Annotated in this window: 15 protein-coding genes; 5 read left to right on the top strand and 10 right to left on the bottom strand. The window is 66.8% G+C overall.

From position 1 onward, the window contains the following. Positions 1-13: 13 nt before the first annotated feature. From AB4Z16_RS09150 to AB4Z16_RS09140, 3 genes are all read right to left on the bottom strand, one after another. A complete protein-coding gene (locus AB4Z16_RS09150; protein WP_441511192.1) occupies positions 14-1,087 on the bottom strand; it encodes an ABC transporter substrate-binding protein in 1,074 nt (357 codons plus the stop codon). 259 nt (positions 1,088-1,346) lie between these two features. Beyond that, complete coding sequence (locus tag AB4Z16_RS09145; RefSeq protein WP_441511018.1) at positions 1,347-2,759, bottom strand: FAD-binding oxidoreductase; 1,413 nt, start codon at positions 2,757-2,759, stop codon at positions 1,347-1,349. 171 nt (positions 2,760-2,930) lie between these two features. After that, positions 2,931-4,169, bottom strand: a complete 1,239-nt coding sequence (locus AB4Z16_RS09140) for a class I SAM-dependent RNA methyltransferase (protein WP_441511017.1) — start codon at positions 4,167-4,169, stop codon at positions 2,931-2,933. Between the two features lie 142 nt (positions 4,170-4,311). Here AB4Z16_RS09140 and AB4Z16_RS09135 point away from each other — a divergent pair, with 142 nt between their 5' ends. Both AB4Z16_RS09135 and corA read left to right on the top strand, forming a co-directional pair. Then, the gene (locus AB4Z16_RS09135; RefSeq protein WP_441511016.1) at positions 4,312-5,358 is read left to right on the top strand and encodes a cysteine synthase A; all 1,047 of its coding nucleotides are present in this window, start codon (positions 4,312-4,314) and stop codon (positions 5,356-5,358) included. A gap of 112 nt (positions 5,359-5,470) precedes the next feature. Continuing rightward, entirely contained in the window at positions 5,471-6,526 is a 1,056-nt protein-coding gene (corA, locus tag AB4Z16_RS09130; protein WP_441511015.1) for a magnesium/cobalt transporter CorA, read from the top strand. On the opposite strand, the gene AB4Z16_RS09125 is transcribed toward corA, so the two are convergent. The 4 genes from AB4Z16_RS09125 to AB4Z16_RS09110 all read right to left on the bottom strand — a co-directional run bounded on the left by AB4Z16_RS09125 (position 6,523) and on the right by AB4Z16_RS09110 (position 11,132). Further along, positions 6,523-8,301, bottom strand: a complete 1,779-nt coding sequence (locus AB4Z16_RS09125) for an SLC13 family permease (RefSeq protein ID WP_441511014.1) — start codon at positions 8,299-8,301, stop codon at positions 6,523-6,525. The genes corA and AB4Z16_RS09125 overlap by 4 nt on opposite strands. 33 nt (positions 8,302-8,334) lie before the next feature. Continuing rightward, positions 8,335-9,324: a magnesium transporter CorA family protein gene (locus AB4Z16_RS09120; RefSeq protein ID WP_441511013.1), complete on the bottom strand. Its 990-nt coding sequence runs from the start codon at positions 9,322-9,324 to the stop codon at positions 8,335-8,337. A gap of 79 nt (positions 9,325-9,403) precedes the next feature. Then, positions 9,404-10,264 (bottom strand): SDR family oxidoreductase, encoded by an 861-nt coding sequence (locus AB4Z16_RS09115; RefSeq protein WP_441511012.1) that lies wholly within the window; start codon positions 10,262-10,264, stop codon positions 9,404-9,406. After that, a complete protein-coding gene (locus tag AB4Z16_RS09110; RefSeq protein ID WP_441511011.1) occupies positions 10,248-11,132 on the bottom strand; it encodes an SDR family NAD(P)-dependent oxidoreductase in 885 nt (294 codons plus the stop codon). The genes AB4Z16_RS09115 and AB4Z16_RS09110 overlap by 17 nt, the downstream gene beginning before the upstream one ends. A gap of 80 nt (positions 11,133-11,212) precedes the next feature. On the opposite strand from AB4Z16_RS09110, the gene AB4Z16_RS09105 reads away from it, so the two are divergent. Further along, a complete protein-coding gene (locus AB4Z16_RS09105) occupies positions 11,213-12,007 on the top strand; it encodes a class I SAM-dependent methyltransferase (protein WP_441511010.1) in 795 nt (264 codons plus the stop codon). Positions 12,008-12,024: 17 nt separating this feature from the next. Here AB4Z16_RS09105 and AB4Z16_RS09100 read toward each other — a convergent pair whose 3' ends face one another. Continuing rightward, complete coding sequence (locus AB4Z16_RS09100; protein WP_441511009.1) at positions 12,025-13,800, bottom strand: acyl-CoA dehydrogenase; 1,776 nt, start codon at positions 13,798-13,800, stop codon at positions 12,025-12,027. 174 nt (positions 13,801-13,974) lie between these two features. Between AB4Z16_RS09100 and AB4Z16_RS09095 the strand changes: the two genes are divergently transcribed. Continuing rightward, a complete protein-coding gene (locus AB4Z16_RS09095) occupies positions 13,975-14,955 on the top strand; it encodes an L-threonylcarbamoyladenylate synthase (RefSeq protein ID WP_441511008.1) in 981 nt (326 codons plus the stop codon). A 174-nt stretch (positions 14,956-15,129) separates the two neighbouring features. After that, complete coding sequence (locus AB4Z16_RS09090) at positions 15,130-16,029, top strand: LysR family transcriptional regulator (protein ID WP_441511007.1); 900 nt, start codon at positions 15,130-15,132, stop codon at positions 16,027-16,029. A 3-nt stretch (positions 16,030-16,032) separates the two neighbouring features. On the opposite strand, the gene acuI is transcribed toward AB4Z16_RS09090, so the two are convergent. Together acuI and AB4Z16_RS09080 are read right to left on the bottom strand one after the other, a co-directional pair. Further along, positions 16,033-17,019 carry an acrylyl-CoA reductase (NADPH) gene (gene acuI, locus AB4Z16_RS09085; protein ID WP_441511006.1) on the bottom strand — a complete coding sequence of 329 codons (987 nt, stop codon included), beginning with the start codon at positions 17,017-17,019 and terminating at the stop codon, positions 16,033-16,035. Between the two features lie 97 nt (positions 17,020-17,116). Then, complete coding sequence (locus AB4Z16_RS09080; RefSeq protein ID WP_441511005.1) at positions 17,117-18,349, bottom strand: MFS transporter; 1,233 nt, start codon at positions 18,347-18,349, stop codon at positions 17,117-17,119. Positions 18,350-18,404: the final 55 nt, after the last annotated feature.

Below are 18,404 nucleotides of genomic sequence, written 5' to 3'. Positions count from 1 at the left end.
ACGGCTGTATGCGCTACGGCGCGACCATCCGCTCCGCCTTCGGCGGCAGGAACTTGCCCGTGAAGACCTTGTCCGGCTCGGGTGCAGAGGGAAGGCCGAAGGCTTCGGCCACGTCCTTGACCGAGCGGGCGAAGCGGGCGGGATCGACATCGCCCATGCCGTTTTCCTTCACGAAGGGCGTCAGCACGTTCATTTTCAGCGACATGTCGAGGCGCTCGGCCTCCAGCTTCTCGTCGATCAGCGGGTCGCGCTTCTTGGCGGCAGCGATGCCCAGGGCCGGATTGGCGGCGACCTCCTTCCAGGCCTTGGCGGTGGCGCGCAGGAAGCCGGTGACGACCTCCGGCTTCGCGGCGAGCGCCGGCGAGACGATGATACCGTTGCCGTAAACGTCCATCTTGTAGTCGGAGTAGTTGAACGAGACGACGTCCTCCGCCTTCACGCCGCGCGCCTTCAGATCGAGGATCGACGAGAAGTAATGGCCGGAGATGAAGTCGACCGTGCCCTGCACCAGCGACTGCTCGCGCAGCTGCGGCGTCAGGTTGACGTGCTGGACGCTGGCAGCGTCGATGCCGACCTTCTTGGCGAAGGCCGGAAACAGGCGGAAGGAGGCGTCGAAGACCGGCGCGCCCAGCTTCTTGCCGGCGAGGTCTGCGGGCTTGGCGATGCCGCTCTTCTTCAGCGCGTGGACGCCGAAGGGCGGGAAGTCATAGGCCATGAAGACGCAGAGGATTTCCTTGCCCGCGTTCTTGGCGTTGTACTCGATCAGCGAGTTCACATCGGCGAAGCCGATGTCGTAGGCGCCGGTCGCGACGCGCTGGACGGCGCCGGCCGAGCCCTGGCCGGGGTCCATCGTCACATCCAGCCCTTCGGCCTTGTAGTAACCCTTGTCGAGCGCGACGAGGAAGGGCGAGGTCGGCCCCTGGAAGACCCAGTCGAGCGTGAACTTGAGTGGTGTCTGGGCGGTGGCGGGCATCGCCCCGGCCAGCGCGACCGCTCCCACCAAAGCCGCCCCGACAAGACCGCGCCGCGTCGGCCCGAAGCCCGTCATCCGCGCGCAATTCGACAGCATCCGCGTCACGCCGATCATACCAGCCAACCCCTCACGTTCTCGTTATGAGGCCGAAGGCTAGTGACGAGGCAAAAAGCGGTCAATCGAGCGCGGGGACCATCCTGCCAAATTTTTGAGCAGCGAGCACCGACGGCGATGCTTCACGACGCAGCTTGCCGATGGGGCAAGCAGGCCAGTAGCCACCGCGCGTTGGCGTCATTCTCGGGCTGGGCGGAGCGCAGACCCGAGAAGCTCGATCAGGAGATGCTCGGGTCACGCCCGAGCATGACGGGCGTGCTCAGCCCTGCGCCAGCATCGCGCCGGGGTTGAGTATCCCCTTCGGGTCGAGCGTCTGCTTGATGCTGCGCATCAGGTCGAGCTCGACCGCATCCTTCACGCCCGGCAGCAGGTCGCGCTTCAGGCGGCCGATGCCGTGTTCGGCCGAGATCGAGCCGTGCAGCTCCGTGACGATGGCGTGGACCGCCTCGTTCATCTCGTTCCAGCAGGCGAGATACGTCGCCTTGTCGGCGCCGACCGGCTGGCTGACGTTGAAATGGATATTGCCGTCGCCGAGATGGCCGAAAGGCACGGGCCGGCAGCCCGGCACCATCGCCTCGACTACCGGAATTGCCCGCTTCAGGAATTCGGGCGTGGCATGGACCGGCACCGAGACGTCGTGCTTGATCGAGCCACCCTCATAGGTCTGCACTTCCGACATCATCTCGCGCAGCTTCCAGAAATCGGCGCGCTGGGTCAGCGATCCCGCCAACGCCGCATCCGTGACGATGCCCTTCTCAAGGGCATCGCCGAGGAAGGCCTCGACAGCCTCGTCGAGCCCGGCCGCGGACTGAGCGGAGACTTCCATCAGGACGTACCAGGGCGACGGCTCCGAGAGCGGGTCGCGCGCGCCCGAAGCGTGGCGCAGGACGAATTCGAGGCCGATGCGGGGCATCAATTCGAAAGTGGTGAGCGTGCCGCCGGCACCGGCCTTGGCGGCATTCAGCAGCGCGAGCGCCGCTTCAGGGTCCGGCACGGCGAGGAAGGCCGTGGCGCGTGCCGCCGGCAGCGGGAAGAGCTTGAGCACGGCAGCCGTGATGATGCCAAGCGTGCCTTCGGCGCCGATGAAGAGGTCCTTCAGGTCGTAGCCGGTGTTGTCCTTGCGGAGCTGGCGCAGCCCGTTCCAGATGCGCCCGTCGGGCAGCACGACCTCAAGCCCGAGGCAGAGCTCGCGGGCATTGCCATAGGCGAGCACGGCCGTGCCGCCGGCATTGGTCGAGAGGTTGCCGCCGATGGTGCAGGAACCTTCCGAGGCAAGCGAGAGCGGGAAGAGACGGCCGGCCGCCTCGGCCGTGTCCTGCGCGCGCTTCAGCGTGACGCCGGCTTCGACGATCATGGTGTCGCCGTCGGTGTCGACGACGCGGACCTTGTCGAGCCGCTGCAGCGAGAGGATGATCTCCCTGCCCTCCGCAATCGGGATCTGGCCGCCGACGAGGCCGGTATTGCCGCCCTGCGGCACCAGCGTCGTGCCGGTCTCGGCGGCGAGCTTCACCAGCTCCGCCACCTCGGCGGTCGAGCCGGGGCGGACGATGCCTTGCGCCTTGCCGCGGAAGAGATCGCGCCACTCCTTGAGGTAAGGCACCATCGCGTCGGGATCAGTGACGACGTTCTTCGCGCCGACGATGCCGGCCATGCGATCGAGAATTGTGCTCATCCTGAAGCCCTGCCTCGTAAGCCTTTTCGAACCTCAGCCCTCATCCTGAGGAGCAAGCGGAGCTTGCGTCTCGAAGGATGCTCCAGATGGTTTCGGAGCCTCCTGGACCATCCTTCGAGACGCCGCTTCGCGGCTCCTCAGGATGAGGGCTGAGAGATGTTCGAACCGGGATTATCCCTTCCTGCCTCGCCGGAACACGCCGACGAGCTCGACATGGGCGGAATAGCGGAACTGGTCGACCGGCGTCACGGCCTCCAACGCATAACCGCCCGCAACCAGCGTCGCAGCATCGCGGGCGAAACTGCCGGCATCGCAGGAAACGTAGATCACGTCCCTGACCTTGGAGGCGGCCAGCCGCTTGACCTGCGCTTCCGCGCCGGCGCGCGGCGGGTCGAGCACCACGACGTCGAAGCCGTTGAGTTCATGCTCCAGCAGGGGGCGTCGGAACAGGTCGCGCGTCTCGGTGGCGATGGGCTTCAGCCCCTGCGTCGCACCGGCGCCCCTGGCAAGGGCGAGCATCGCCGCGTTCTCGCTCTCCACCGCCAGCACCTGCATGCGCTCGGCCAGCCGGAAGCTGAACGGGCCGCAACCGGCGAAGAGATCGGCGACGCGCTTGCCCTTCGGCAGGGCATCCATCACGAGACCGGCCAGAACCTCCTCGCCCGCTGCCGTCGCTTGGAGGAAACCGCCTGCAGCCGGGGCGACCAGGGCCTTGCCCATGTGCTGCAAGGGTGGCCGGCGCTCGACGACGATTTCGCCATGATTCGAGAGCCGGGCGAGGTCGAGCCGTTCGGCCAGCTGCGTCAGGGCGAGCCTGAGCTTGTCGCCGAGCGGGCCGTGACCGCGCATATCGACGTCGAGTCCGGCTTCCGAAGCGGTGATCTGGATGTCGAGCGGCTTGTTCGCGCCGCCCATGCGGTTCGCCAACATCAGGGCGACGGCAGGCGCTCGATCCAGGCCCGGCACCAGCACCGGGCAAGCCTCGATCGCGATGAGTTCATGGCTGCGCGCAGCCATGAAGCCGACGACCATCGCCTCGCCCTGGCGGCGGGCATGGAAGGTCACACGCCGGCGCCCGGCGCCATGGGCATCGACGAGGCCGGCGACCGGCGCCTCGATGCCGGCGCGGCTCAATGTCGTGACGACCTGCTGGCGCTTCCATTCCCGGTAGAGGCCGGGCTCCATATGCTGCGCCGCGCAGCCGCCGCAGCGGGTGAAGAGCGGGCAGATCGCAGCGATGCGGGATGTGGAGGGCGCTATGATCTCCACGAGTTGCCCGCGCTCGCCGTCGACCACGGCGCGCACGGTTTCGCCCGCCAGAGCATAGGGCACGAACACGGTGCCAGCGGGCGTTCGCACAATACCGTCGCCGCGCTGACCGAGGTGATCGACGACCAGAATTTCATTCATGGCGAGCCTTGGAGAAGAGTTTTCTCCCGGCTGCGGTTTGGCGATTGGCATTGTTGCGAACTCGGGGCGTGCGGCCCGCTTGCTTGGTGACCTTGGCGAGCGTTTCGCCTATCAGGTCAGAGACGAATTGGGAAATCCGGCCATGACCATCCGCGACGGCGTCATCGAAGCGATCGGCAACACCCCGCTCATCAAGCTGCAGCAGGCATCGCGGGAAACCGGCTGCACCATCCTCGGCAAGGCCGAATTCATGAATCCCGGGCAGTCGGTGAAGGACCGCGCCGCGCTCGCCATCATCCGCGACGCAGAGGCGAAGGGGCAGCTCAAGCCCGGCGGCGTGATCGTCGAAGGCACGGCGGGTAATACCGGCATCGGCATCGCGCTGGTCGGCAATGCGCTGGGCTATCGCTCCGTCATCGTCATCCCGGAGACGCAGAGCCAGGAAAAGAAGGACATGCTGCGGCTGGCGGGCGCCACGCTGGTCGAGGTGCCGGCCGCGCCTTATTCCAACCCCAACAACTATGTGAAGGTCTCCGGCCGCCTCGCCGAGGAGCTGGCGAAGAGCGAGCCGAACGGCGCGATCTGGGCCAACCAGTTCGACAACACCGCCAACCGGCAAGGCCATTTCGAGACGACCGGCCCGGAAATCTGGGAGCAGACGGCAGGCAAGGTCGACGGCTTCATCTGCGCGGTCGGCTCGGGCGGCACGCTTGCCGGCGTCGGCATGGCGCTGAAGGCACGCAATCCGAAGGTGACGATCGGCCTCGCCGACCCGATGGGCGCGGCGCTCTATTCCTACTACACATCAGGCGTGCTGAAGGCGGAGGGATCCTCGATCACCGAGGGCATCGGCCAGGGCCGCATCACCGCCAATCTGGAGGACGCGCCGGTCGACGCCGCCTTCCAGATTCCCGATGCCGAAGCGGTGCAGATCGTCTTCGACCTGCTCGAGCAGGAAGGGCTGTGCCTCGGCGGCTCTTCGGGCATCAATGTCGCCGGCGCGATCCGGCTGGCGAAGCAGATGGGTCCCGGCCACACGATCGTGACGGTGCTGTGCGACTACGGCACGCGCTACCAGTCCAAGCTGTTCAACCCCGAATTCCTGCGCTCGAAGAATCTGCCCGTTCCCGGCTGGCTGGAGCGCGACAGCGCGGCGCTGAAGCAGGTCGCCGCCAGGGTGATGGCGTAGAGGTCGACCCGTCGCCGCCACAGCGCTCCTTTTGCCGGAAAAGTGATTTCCAAGGACCAGGAACAGTTCTAGCCTGCCCGCAGGGTGATCTCGCGATCGACGAGGTGATCGCATGACAGTCTCGAACGTCCGGTTTGCCGCCTCCGCGGCTCCAAAACCGCTTCCTCGCGATCCAGGGGCCGAGGGGCAACTTCACGAAGCCGGCGTCGTCGCATCAAGCGTCTATGCTCATGGCGTTCGCATCGCCGACATTCCGGTGGAGGAAGCCGGCGAATGGGCAAACAAGGACGGCCATGTCGTCTGGATCGGGCTCTTCGAACCGGAACCCGCCGTGCTCAAATGCGTGCAGCAGCAGTTCAACCTGCATCCGCTCGCGGTCGAGGATGCCACCAATGCCCATCAGCGCCCGAAGCTCGAGCAATATGGCGACGCCCTGTTCGTGGTGGCGCGCACCGCGCAACTGATCGACGGGCGCATCGCTTTCGGCGAGACGCATATCTTCATCGGCCGCGGCTATATCGTCAGCGTGCGTCATGGCGCCTCGACCTCATATACGTCGGTCCGGCAGCATTGGGAGACCTGCCCGACCTCGCTGGCCAAGGGCGAGGACTTCATCCTCTATGCGATCCTCGACTTCATCGTCGACAATTACATGCCGGTGCTAGAGGCGATCCATGACGAGGTCGAGGAGATCGAGGACAGGGTTCTCGCCAAGCCGATGACGCGCTCCGACATCGAGCGGCTCTACATGCTCCGGCGCGACCTGCTGCGGCTGCGCAATGCCATCGCGCCGCTGGTCGATGTCTGCCAGCGCCTGACCAATGGCAACGTGCCCCAGGTGCGGCCGGCGCTCGCCGCGATGTTCCGAGACGTGACCGACCATGTCCGTACCGTGCAGGAGAAGATCGACAGCCTGCGCGAGGTGCTGGCCTTCGCCTTCGAGGCGAGCCTGCTGGTCGGACAGAGCCAGGAGAACTCCATCACCAAGCGGCTCGCCTCCTGGGCAGCCATCCTGGCGGTTCCGACCGCGGTCGCCGGCATCTACGGCATGAACTTCAAGAACATGCCGGAGCTGGAATTCCAGTACGGCTACTACGTGGTGCTGCTGCTGATCGCCTGCGCCTGCGTGACGCTGTATTGGCGGTTCAAGCGGAACGGCTGGCTCTAGCGCAGCGGCCAGACCAGCAGGATCATCGGCACGGCGAGCAGAATGACGATGAGCGAGAGCGGCGCGCCGAGCCGGGCATAATCGCCGAAGCGATAGCCGCCCGGCCCCATTACCAGCGTGTTGCACTGATGGCCGATCGGCGTGAGGAAGTCGCAGGCCGCGCCGATCGCGACCGCCATCAGGAAGGCGTCGGGATTGTAGCCGAGATTTTTGGCGAAGCCGGCGCCGATCGGCGCCATCACGAGCACTGTCGCTGCGTTGTTCAGGAAGGGGGTCACGGCCATCGCCGCAATGAGGATCAGCGCAACGGAGGCCCAGCCCGGCATGCCACTTCCGGCCGCAGCAAGCCAGGACGCGAAGAGATCGGTCGTGCCCGTCGTCCGCAAGGAGTCGCTGACCGGGATCAGCGCCGCCAGCATCAGCAGGATCGGCGCGTCGATGTTCTGATAGGCCTCGCGCAGCGGCACGCAGCGGAAGGCGATCAGCGATACGGCCGCGGCAAAAAAGACAAGCGGCACCGGAGCGAGCCCGGCCGCGAGCGCGATGATCGCAGCCAGCACGATCGTCACGGTCAGCAGCACACGACGCGTCGAGCCGAGCGGCAGAAGCCGGTCAGCCAGCGGCAGCAGCCCCGTCTCCGAGAGTTTTTCCGGCAGCAGCTTCTCGTCGCCCTGGATGACGACGATATCGCCGGCGCGCAGGCGGATATCGCGCAGTCGCTGGCTGAAGCGCTCGCCGGAGCGGCTGATCGCGATCATGTTGACGCCGAAGCGGCTGTGCAGCGCCAGATCGCCGGCGGATTGTCCGATCAGAACAGAGTCCGGCCCGATGATCGCCTCGGCTATGCGGTCGGGATCGAGCGCATCCTCCTTCTGTGTGGGACGGTTCTTTCCGATCAGGTCCAGCCCGCCCTCGGCGACGACGCGCTCGAGCACGGCCGCATCGCCGCGCAACAGCAGAATGTCCCCTGTTCGCAGGCCCGCATCCGGCAGCGGCGCCTGCACGCGGCGCTCTTTGCGCAGGATCGAGACGATCTCGGCCCCGCCGTCGCCGATCGCCTTGAGGTCCGCCACTGTCTTGCCGGCGAGCGGCGACTTCTCCGCGACCTTCGCTTCGGTGAGGTAATCCTTGATGTCGATAGCCTGATCGAGCGTGACGGCGCCACGACGGTCGCGCGGCAGAAGCCGGTAGCCGACGCTCAGGAAGGCGCAGCCCGCCAGCGCCACAACGATGCCGACCGGCGCGAAATCGAACATCCGGAAGGGCTCGCCGCCAAGCTCCTGCCTGACGCGTGCGACGATGACGTTGGGCGAAGTGCCGACCAGCGTGACGATACCGCCCAGCAATGAGGCAAAGGCCATCGGCATCAGGAAGACCGAGGGCGATCTCCCGCCCTTGCGCGCGAGCTGGTAGGCGATCGGCAGCATCATCGCGAGCGCGCCGATGTTCTTGATGATCGCCGACATGATGGCGACCGCGAAAACGAGCAGGGGCACCTCCAGCTGGGTCGAGGAGAGGCGCGGACCCAGCTTCGAGAACAGGCGCTCGATGATGCGGGAGCGCGCAACCGCCGCGCTCAGCACCAGCGCGCTGCCGACGATGATCACGATGTCATCGGAGAAGCCCTTGAAGGCCTCTGCGGCCGGCACCAGCCCCAGGACCACGGCGAACAACAGCGCCAGCATCGCAACGATGTCGTAGCGCAGCCGCCCCCAGAGGAAGGCGGCCATCATGCCGGCGACGAGGAGAACGGAGAGAAGCTGAGGCTGGGTCATCCGGTCGTCTGGGTAGCCGCCGCAAGCCTGGCGTCAGAGCCATTTCTTCCAGCGAAAGAGCATATAGGGCAGAACAGCGAACAGGATCATCAGCCCGATCGCCATCGGATAGCCCCACTGCCAATCCAACTCCGGCATGGTCTTGAAGTTCATGCCGTAGATCGAGGCGATCAGCGTCGGCGGCATGAGCGCGACCGAAACGACCGAAAACAGCTTGATGATCTTGTTCTGCTCGATCGAGACGAGCCCGAGCGTAGCGTCCATCATGAACTGCAGCTTGTTGGAGAGGAAGGCGGCGTGCTCCTCGATGGCCTGCACGTCGCGCACAGCCGAGCGCCACTCCGCCGAAAATCCGGTCTGCGCCTTCTTCGGCCGGGTATAGTTGGCCGAGAGGAAGAGCAGCACGCGCTCGACCGAAACCATGCTCTCGCGCACATTCGAGATGATGTGCTCGTACTGGCCGATCTTCTGGATGACGATCTGATAGACGCCGCCCCGCTCCACATCCTGTCCCCGCCCGGCGAAGATCCGGCGCGAGGCGATGTCGATCTTGTCGCCGACGCCGCGCAGCACCTCCGCCGCACGATCGACGATCGCCTCGATCAGCCCGTCGAGGACCGCTTCCGGTTGCTCGCCGCAACCGCCCGGCTTGGTCGCGCGGTTGAGGAAGATGTTGAAGGCGCCCGGCTCGTCATAACGCACCGTCACCAGCGCCTTGTCGGTCAGGATGAAGGTGACGTCCGCCAATTTGGGAACGACCGTATCGGACTGGCAGATGATGCGCGCCGTCATGAAGCGCGCGCCATCCTCGGTGTAGATGATCTCGGAAGGCTCGAGATCATGCATCTCCTCGCGCGTCGGGATCGAGATGCCGAGATGCTGCTCGACGCGCTTGTCTTCCTCGGGCGTCGGGTTGAGCAGATCGATCCAGATGGCGTCCGCCGGAAAGGCCTCGCCCGGCCCGAGCGCCGCATGCCGAAGCTTGTCGCGCGAATCGGGGCAGACGCCATGGATAATCAGCATGGGCGCGAATCTCGCTGCACGGTCAGGACAGGTGCCGGCAGGAACTCCGATCCGGGACGCATGTCAAACCGATGACGGCTCAGACGCCACCCTTTACCCCCTGCGGCGGCTTGCTGTCGGCCGGGACGAAGAAATCCGGCATCAGCGGCACGGACGGATCGACCCGATAGGGCGTGAAGTCCGTGACGCCCTCGCCCGCCATGAAGCTGTCGTCGATCAGGAAGTTGCCCGAGAATTCGCGGGACGACTTCGAGAAGATCATATGGGCGGCATCGGCCAGGATTTCGGGCGTGCGGCTCGCCTGCACCATCTTGTCGCCGCCGAGCAGGTTCTGGACGGCGGCGGTCGCGATGGTCGTGCGCGGCCAAAGCGCGTTGACCGCGATGCCTTTCGGCGCCAACTCCCCGGCGAGGCCGAGCACGCACAGGCTCATGCCGTATTTGGCGATGGAATAGGCCAGATGCGGCGCGAACCACTGCGTCTTCATGTCGAGCGGCGGCGAGAGCATCAGGATATGCGGATTCGCGGCCTTCTCCAGATACGGAATCGCATATTTCGAGACCATGAAGGTGCCGCGCGTGTTGATCTGATGCATCAGATCGAAGCGCTTCATGTCGATCATCTGGGTGTTGGCGAGTTGGATCGCGCTGGCGTTGTTCACGACGATGTCGATGCCGCCGAAGGTCTCGGCCGTCTTGGCGATCGCCTCGGCAACGCCCTGCTCGTCGCGGACATCGACCATCAGCGGCAGGCATTTGCCGCCGGCCGCCTCGATCTCGGCCGCGGCCGTATAGATCGTGCCCGGCAGCTTCGGGTGCGGCTCGGCCGTCTTGGCCGCGATGGTCACATTGGCGCCGTCCTTCGCAGCCTTGATCGCGATGGCAAGGCCGATACCGCGCGAGCCGCCGGTGATGAAAAGCGTCTTACCCTTGAGCGACATCGCCGCCTCCCTGTTCGTTCGTGATGACGAAGCGGCCGGGCTGCGAGCCGTCCCGGTCGGTGAAGCCATAGGCGCGCGCCAGATCGGCGACTTGCAGCACCTGTCCGGCGAAGCGAGCAAGTTGCGGGTCGGCGGCGAGCGCGGCGACGGCGCGGCCGGCATAGAGCGGCGTTTCCGTGGTTTCCGCTGCGAGGCCGGCGTCGCGGACGCGCTCGGTCAGGACATAGCCCGGCGAAAGCCCGAGCGCGGTGACGCCGAAGGACTTCAACTCTTCGGCCATCGCAAAGGTCAGCCGATTCATCGCGGCCTTGGCGAGATCGTAGAAGACATCGCCGAGATAGCTGCCTGCCGTGTCGAAACTCACCGTGACGATGAGGCCGGAGCGCATCTGCACCATGGCCGGCGCGACGGCACGTGCGAGAAGGAGCTGGGCATAGACGCCGCTCTCGAAGCTCTCCCCCAGCCTCGCGACCGGGCGGCGCCAGAAGGGAGTGCCGAAGCCCGAGCCGTCCGGGTAGCGCTCGCCGTCATAGCCTTCATTGCCGCCCCAGACCGCATCGACGACGCAGTCGAGCCGGCCGAAGCGGCGCAGGGCCCAGGCGGCGAGCCCGTCGACATCGCGTTCACTGGTGTGGTCGCAGCGATAGGGGTAGCCCTTGCCGCCGGCCGCCTCGACCTCGCGGGCCGTATCCTCGAAGGTTTCCGGGCGCTGATCGGTATGCGGCCCGGCCTCGCTGGAGCGCCCGGTGACGATCACCGTGGCGCCGGCCTCGCCCAAGGCCCTGGCGATGCCGCGCCCGACCCCGCGCGAGGCTCCCGCCACAAGGCAGATGCGGCCGGTGAGTGTCGGCGCGACAGCTTCGCTCATCAGCGCTTCGCCTCTTTCTCGGCTAGCCAGGGCACGTCCGCTGCTCTATAGCCCCGCTCCCCTCGCAACGGAGCAGAACGATGGACAGTGGAGATGTCGCGGCCTGCTGGGAGGCGAATGCCGAGATCTGGACCCAGCATGCGCGGGCCGGCTACGACCTCTATCGCGACGCGCTGAACACGCCGGTCTTCCTGGCGAACCTGCCTGATATCGCCGGGCTGAACGGCCTCGACATCGGCTGCGGCGAAGGCTCGAACACGCGCAAGCTCGCCGAGGTCGGCGGGCGCCTGACGGCAGTCGACATCGCGCCGACCTTCATCCGCCACGCGCAGGAGGCGGAGGCTGAGAAGCCGCTCGGGATCAACTATCTGGAGGGCGACGGCACCGCCCTGCCCTTCCCGGATGCGAGCTTCGACTTCGCCACCGCCTTCATGTCGCTGATGGATATGCCGCGGCAGGACCTCGCCCTTGCGGAAGCCGCGCGCGTGCTGAAGCCCGGCGGCTTCCTGCAGTTCTCGATCCTGCATCCCTGCTTCGCGCCGCCCTATCGCAAGGTGCTGCGCGACGAGGCCGGCAATGTCCGGGCGATCGAAGTCGGCCGCTATTTCGACGGCATCGACGGCGAGGTCGAGACCTGGCGCTTCGGCGCTGCGCCCCCCGAGGTCAAGGCCAGCGTCGGGCCGTTCCGCGTGCCGCGGTTTCACCGCACGCTGAGTGAATGGGTCGCCATGATCGTCGCGGCCGGGCTGACGATCGAGCACATGGCCGAGCCGCCCATCGATGCAGAGCGGGCGCAACGGGAGCCCTATCTGGCCGATACACTGATCGCCCCGCTGTTCCTGCATATCCGCGCCCGCAAGGGCGCGGCCGCCTGAACGGGGCGCTGCTGCGCTCACGCGGCGAAGACCGCCGCCGCGTCGGCGATAGCGCCGGCGCCTTCCGTCACCGCGAGTTCCAGTGCGGGCGCTTCGGTCGCGAGGCATTCGGCATAGAAGCGAGCCGTAGCGAGATCGCCGGTGCCTTCCGCCTCGGCCCGAGTGGCGAGCGCCTTCTTCGCCAGCCCCGTGCCGCCCTGCGCCAGCGCGAAGAGCTTCAGGTAAGGCGTTGCGCCGGCCAGAGCATCGGCCTGGCTCGAACCCAGCGTCGCCAGCATCCACTGCGTTGCGCGCTCCAGCGCATCGACCGCAGCGCCGAGACGCGCAGCCGCATGGCCGAAGCCCGGCGTGTTGGCGCGCTCGACCTCGCCGACCACGGCGCGCATCTCGGCGATCAGCCCCTTGACCGCCTCGCCGCCGGAGAGCGGCAGCTTGCGGGTGACGAGATCGATCGCCTGGATGCCGTTGGTGCCCTCGTAGATCGCGGCGATGCGCGCGTCGCGCAGGTGCTGGGCGGCGCCGGTCTCCTCGATGAAACCCATGCCGCCATGGACCTGCACGCCTGTCGAGGCGACATCGATGCCGATATCGGTGGAATAGGCCTTGGCGACGGGGGTGAGGATGGCGGCGCGCTCGGCAGCGGCCTTGCGCTTCGCCTCGTCCGGCTCGCGGTGTGAGCGGTCGAGCGCCTCGGCAACGAGGTAGGAGATCGCGCGCGCGCCTTGCGTCTTGGCGCGCATGTCCATGAGCATGCGGAGCACATCCGGATGGACGATGATCGGGCTCATCGGCGCGCCCTTCGGCGCGTCGAGCGCAGCGCCCTGCTTGCGCTCGTGAGCGAAGGCGAGCGCCTGCTGATAGGCACGCTCGGCGATGGCGACACCCTGCAGCGCGACATTGAGGCGGGCATTGTTCATCATCGTGAACATGCAGGCGAGGCCGCGGTTCTCCTCGCCGATCAGCCAGCCGACGGCGCCGTCCTCGTCTCCGAAGGCCATGGAGCAGGTCGGCGAGGCATGGATGCCGAGCTTGTGCTCGATGCCGGAGCAGCGGAGGTCATTGTGTTCGCCAAGCGTTCCGTCGGCATTGACCAGATATTTCGGCACGAGGAAGAGCGAGATGCCGCGCGTGCCGGGAGGGGCGTCGGGCAGGCGCGCCAGCACGAGATGGACGATGTTCTCCGTCAAATCGTGCTCGCCATAGGTGATGAAGATCTTCTGGCCGGTGATCCGATAGGTGCCGTCCGGCTGGCGCTCGGCCCTGCTGCGCAGCGCGTTGAGATCGGAGCCCGCCTGGGGCTCGGTGAGGTTCATCGTGCCCATCCACTCGCCGGAGACGAGCTTGGCGAGATAGGTCTCCTTCAGATGGTCGGAGCCATGCGCATAAAGCGCCTCGATGGCGCCGACCGTCAGCAACGGGCCGAGGGCAAAGGCAAAGGCGGCCGAGTTCCACATCTCGATGCAGGCGGATTGCAGAAGCGCCGGCAAGCCCTGCCCGCCATAGGCTTCGGGCGCCGGCAGCGAATTCCAGCCGGCTTCGGCCCAGGCCTTGTAGGCCTCTTTCCAGCCTGGCGGGGTGGTGACGGCGCCGTCCTTCAGCTTCGAGCCGTAGGCATCGCCGACCCGGTTGAGCGGCGCGATGACGTCCGTCGCGAACTTCGCCGCCTCGTCCAACACCGCTTCGGTGACGCCGCCCTCGAGCTCCGGAGCCAGCCCCTCTGCGATCAGCCGGTCGAGGCCTGCGACATGGCGCATGGTGGCGAGCATGTCCGAAACCGGGGCGCGATAGCTCATATGTCGTCTCCCTGAGGCGCGCGGGCCCGAAAGGGCAGCCGCAGCCTGCATTTGCCGTTGCCGCGATGGTAGCGAGGAACTATCGCCTATGCCACGCGCAAGCGAGCGCGACCTTCGTCCCGTGTCGCGCCTGTCAGTTAGTTTATATATAAACCATCTTCGGTCAATCTCGTCGTGAACCAGCCCCTCCCCGCCCTCCGCCAAACGAAGCTTCTTGCTGCCGACGCTGCCGGCATTGCCGAAGCCGCGGCGTTGCTGCGTGCAGGCGGCCTTGTCGCGATGCCGACGGAGACCGTCTACGGCCTCGCGGCTGACGCGACCGAGGGCACCGCCGTTGCCGGCATCTACGCCGCCAAGGAGCGGCCGAGCTTCAACCCGCTGATCTCGCACCTGCCCGATCTGGCAAGCGCGCGCCGGCAAGGCCTTTTCGACGCCAATGCGCTGGCGCTGGCGCAAGCCTTCTGGCCGGGACCGCTGACGCTGGTCGTACCGATATCCTCCGGCTGCACCGTCAGCGAACTGGCGCGGGCGGGGCTCGCCACGGTGGCGCTGCGCGTCCCGGCCCACCCCGTCGCGCATGCCGTTCTCGAAGCGGCTGGGCGCCCGATCGCGGCACCTTCCGCCAATCGCTCCGGCAGGATCAGCGCGACCAGCGCCGCCCATGTCATGGCCGATCTTGACGGGCGCATCGACGCCGTTCTCGATGCCGGCCCGACCGAGGTCGGCGTCGAATCGACCATCGTTGCCTGCCTCGACGGCGCGCCACGCCTGCTCAGGCCCGGCGGCGTGCCGCGCGAGGCGATAGAAGGCGTGATCGGCCGCCCGCTCGTGCTGGCGGGCGAAGCCGGCCAGGCCCCGATCGCGCCGGGCATGCTGACCTCGCACTATGCGCCGGTCGCTGGCGTCAGGCTCGATGCCGGTGCCCCCCGCGATGGCGAGGCCTGGCTGGGCTTTGGGCCGGGGCAGGACTTCCCGGCCTCGCTCAATCTCAGCCCGACCGGCGATCTGCGCGAGGCGGCGAGCCATCTCTTCGGCCATCTGCGCCGGCTGGACGAGATGGGCCTGCGAATGATCGCCGTCGCCCGCATTCCGGAGCAGGGGCTGGGCGAGGCGATCAATGACCGGCTGCGTCGGGCGGCCGCCCCACGCAGCTGATAACGAGCACAGGCGTCGTTCTCGGGCGAAGGGAAGCGCAGACCCGAGGATCTCTTGCAAGATGACGCGCCCTCCTTCCTGAGATGCTCGGGTCGAGCCCGAGCATGACGGCCCCTTCCAACTTGCATCGATGCAAGATTTCGGCTTGCGTGCCGGCCGGAGGACGCGTTGCCGATGAATGCCAAGCTCGCCTGGGACGATTTCCGGCTGATCAAGGCCATCGCCGATCATGCCGGGTTGACCGGGGCCGCAGCGGCGCTGTCGGTCAACCACTCGACGGTGTTCCGCCGCCTCGGCCAGATCGAGGAGATCGTCGGCATGCCGCTCTTCGAGCGGCGCAAGACCGGCTATGTCGCGACAGTGGCCGGCGCGGAGATGACGGCGCTTGCGAGCCGCATGGACGAGGATGTAACCGCCTTCTCCCGGCGTCTCGCCGGACGCGATGTCGCGCCTTCGGGCGAATTGCGAATCACCACGACCGACACTCTCTACCAGAACGTGCTCCTGCCGATCTTCTCGGCCTTCCGCCGCGCCCATCCCTTGATCAGGCTCGATGTCGTCGTCGGCAACCAGGCACTCAACTTGTCCAAGCGCGACGCAGACATTGCGATCCGCGCCAGCGACACGCCCGGCGAGACGCTGGTCGGCCGGCGCATCGCGACCATTGCCTGGGCGATCTATGGCCGCGCGGAAGACGGCATCACGCCTGAGGAAAAAGCGGATCCCACCTTGCTCTACGAGCGGGACTGGGTCGCGCTCGGCGACCAGCTCTCCCATGTGAAGGCGGCCCGCTTCGTGCGCGAGCATGTCGAACCGGAGCGGATCGCCCTGAAGAGCTCGGCCGTGCTCGGCATCGCCGAAGCGGTCGGGCGCGGCCTCGGCATCGGGCCGATGCCGTGCTTCATCGCCGACCAACGGCCAGACCTCATCAGGCTCCTGCCGCCCAATCCCGATTTCGCGACAGGGCTATGGGTGCTCACCCACCCCGACATCCGTCACGTGCCGCGCGTGCGAGCCTTCATGGATTTCTGCAGCTGCGAGCTGGCGCGGCAGCGAGCTCTGTTCGAGGGATAGGGATTAGCCGATCTCAACGACGACGCGGCCCTTCACCTTGCCCTCGACGATAGCCTTGCCCGTTTCGATCACGGCTTCGAGCGGGATCGTCGTGGTGATCAGCGCGAGCTTCTCGCGGTCGAGGTCGCTGGCAAGGCGCTTCCACGCTTCGAGCCGGCGCAGCTTGGGACACATCACCGAATCCACGCCGAGCAGCGCGACGCCGCGGAGGATGAACGGCGCAACCGAGGCCGGCAGGTCCATGCCCTGCGCAAGGCCGCAGGCGGCGATGGCACCACCATATTTCGTCATCGAGAGCAGGTTCGCCAGCGTATGCGAGCCGACCGCGTCCACGCCGGCGGCCCAGCGCTCCCTCCCGAGCGGACGGCCCGGCGCCGAAAGCTCGTTTCGGTCGATGATTTCGGCCGCGCCGAGATCCTTGAGATAATCGGCCTCCTCGGCGCGGCCGGTCGAGGCGATGACGTGCCAGCCGGCCTTGGCCAGCAGCGCGATTGCGACCGAGCCGACGCCGCCGGCAGCACCTGTCACGACGACCGGGCCGTCGGAAGGCTTGAGACCATGCTTCTCGAGCGCGAGAACGCAGAGCATGGCGGTGTAGCCGGCAGTGCCGATCGCCATCGCCTCAGCGGGCGTCAGGCCCTCCGGCAGCGGCACTAGCCAGTCGCCCTTGACCCGGCTCTTCTGGGCGTAGGCGCCCAGATGCGTCTCGCCGGTGCCCCAGCCGTTGAGGACGACGAGATCGCCTGGTTTGAAATCGGGATTGTCGGAGGCCTCGACCCGGCCGGCGAAATCGATGCCGGGGATCATCGGCCAGCGGCGCACCACCGGCGCCTTGCCGGTGATGGCGAGGCCATCCTTGTAGTTCACCGTCGAATGCGTGACGCGGACGGTGACATCGCCCTCCATCAGGTCACCCTCGGCGAAATCGGTGAAGGCGAGGTTCGGCCCGGTCTCGCCCTTGGTTGCCACGAGGGCCTTGAACGTCGTCATCACCATCTCCTCAGCGCTGAAACGCGAAGGCCGACAAGGTTGCAGCGGCAGCCCGCCGCCGCAACCCCATCGGCCGTGCGTCGGATCGTCTTCCGAATCAGGCCGGCTGCACCTGCGGCCGCTGCACCGGCCGCTCGACGATCGGCAGATTGATCAGGGCCGAGGCGATGCCGAGCGCGACCGAGAGCCACCAGACTAGCTGGTAGTTGCCCATCGATTCGTAGAGCACGCCGCCAAGCCAGACGCCGAGGAAGCCGCCGACCTGATGCGAGAAGAAGGCAAAGCCGTAGAGCATCGCCATGTATTTGGTGCCGAACATCAGCATGACCAGCGAAGAAGTCGGCGGCACGGTGGAGAGCCAGAACAGGCCGATGACGACGCCGAAGGTGATCGCGGTCACTGGGCTGGGCGGAAGCATGATGAAGGCAGCGATCGCCACGGCACGGCCAAGATAGATCCAGGCGAGGAGATGGCGCTTCGGCATGCGGGTCGAGAGCCAGCCGGAGGACAGCGAGCCCACGGCATTGGCAAGGCCGATCACCGCGAGAGTCCAGCCGCCGACCCAGGCCGGCAGGCCGGCGTCCTTGAGATAGGCCGGCATGTGGACGGTGATGAAGGCGAGCTGGAAGCCGCAGGTGAAGAAGCCGAGCACGAGCAGGACATAGCTGCGGTGCTTGAAGGCCTCGCTCAGAGCCTGCACCACGGTCTGGTTCGGCAGGTTGGCAGCAGCCGTCGTACCGGCCGAACCGAGCTTGCGCGTCGCCAGCACGATCGAAACCGGGAGGATCGGCAGCAGCGTAAACGCAAAGACGATCAGCGCCTGCTGCCAGCCCAGCGTATCGATCAGGATGTTGCCGATCGGCGGGAACAGGAACTGGCCGAAGGAGCCAGCCGCCGTGCCGGCGCCGAATGCCATCGGCCGCCACTGCTCCGGCAGGAGCTTGCCGAAGGCTGCGAGAACGAGGTTGAAGGAGCAGGCAGAGAGGCCGAAGCCGATCAGCACACCGGCGCCGAAATGGAGCTGCAGCGGCGTGGTGGCATAGGCCATCATGACGAGGCCGGCAGCGTAAAGCACAGCGCCGACGCAAAGCACCCGCACAGTGCCGTAGCGATCGGCGATGGCGCCGGCGAAGGGCGCGCCGAGGCCCCAGAGCAGGTTCTGGATCGCGAGCGCCAGGCCGAAGATGTCACGGCCCCAATGGAACTGCAGCGTCATCGGGATTTGGAAGAGGCCGGCGCTGGCGCGCGGGCCGAAGGTGATCAGGGCGATCAGGCAGCCGGCGGCGACGATGACCTCCGGTGCGTAGCTGCGCGCTGGAGTGGACGACATGGATTTCTCCGGCGAGTCGGGAGTGTCGGAAGTGTGGCTACACGTTATCGCCCTG

It is taken from the genome of Allobosea sp. TAF32 (assembly GCF_052113585.1).
Classification (GTDB): domain Bacteria; phylum Pseudomonadota; class Alphaproteobacteria; order Rhizobiales; family Beijerinckiaceae; genus Allobosea.
The sequence above is the reverse complement of the archived record's forward strand: the minus strand, read 5'-3'. Positions and strand labels throughout refer to the sequence as shown.

Coding starts and splice junctions, on each gene's coding strand:
- AB4Z16_RS09100 (WP_441511009.1), bottom strand. CDS start 13,800: ATGAGCTATCGCGCCCCGGTTTCGGACATGCTCGCCACCATGCGCCAT.
- acuI (WP_441511006.1), bottom strand. CDS start 17,019: ATGACGACGTTCAAGGCCCTCGTGGCAACCAAGGGCGAGACCGGGCCG.
- AB4Z16_RS09105 (WP_441511010.1), top strand. CDS start 11,213: ATGGACAGTGGAGATGTCGCGGCCTGCTGGGAGGCGAATGCCGAGATC.
- AB4Z16_RS09145 (WP_441511018.1), bottom strand. CDS start 2,759: ATGAGCACAATTCTCGATCGCATGGCCGGCATCGTCGGCGCGAAGAAC.
- corA (WP_441511015.1), top strand. CDS start 5,471: ATGACAGTCTCGAACGTCCGGTTTGCCGCCTCCGCGGCTCCAAAACCG.
- AB4Z16_RS09090 (WP_441511007.1), top strand. CDS start 15,130: ATGAATGCCAAGCTCGCCTGGGACGATTTCCGGCTGATCAAGGCCATC.
- AB4Z16_RS09115 (WP_441511012.1), bottom strand. CDS start 10,264: ATGTCGCTCAAGGGTAAGACGCTTTTCATCACCGGCGGCTCGCGCGGT.
- AB4Z16_RS09150 (WP_441511192.1), bottom strand. CDS start 1,087: ATGATCGGCGTGACGCGGATGCTGTCGAATTGCGCGCGGATGACGGGC.
- AB4Z16_RS09080 (WP_441511005.1), bottom strand. CDS start 18,349: ATGTCGTCCACTCCAGCGCGCAGCTACGCACCGGAGGTCATCGTCGCC.
- AB4Z16_RS09120 (WP_441511013.1), bottom strand. CDS start 9,324: ATGCTGATTATCCATGGCGTCTGCCCCGATTCGCGCGACAAGCTTCGG.
- AB4Z16_RS09140 (WP_441511017.1), bottom strand. CDS start 4,169: ATGAATGAAATTCTGGTCGTCGATCACCTCGGTCAGCGCGGCGACGGT.
- AB4Z16_RS09135 (WP_441511016.1), top strand. CDS start 4,312: ATGACCATCCGCGACGGCGTCATCGAAGCGATCGGCAACACCCCGCTC.
- AB4Z16_RS09110 (WP_441511011.1), bottom strand. CDS start 11,132: ATGAGCGAAGCTGTCGCGCCGACACTCACCGGCCGCATCTGCCTTGTG.
- AB4Z16_RS09125 (WP_441511014.1), bottom strand. CDS start 8,301: ATGACCCAGCCTCAGCTTCTCTCCGTTCTCCTCGTCGCCGGCATGATG.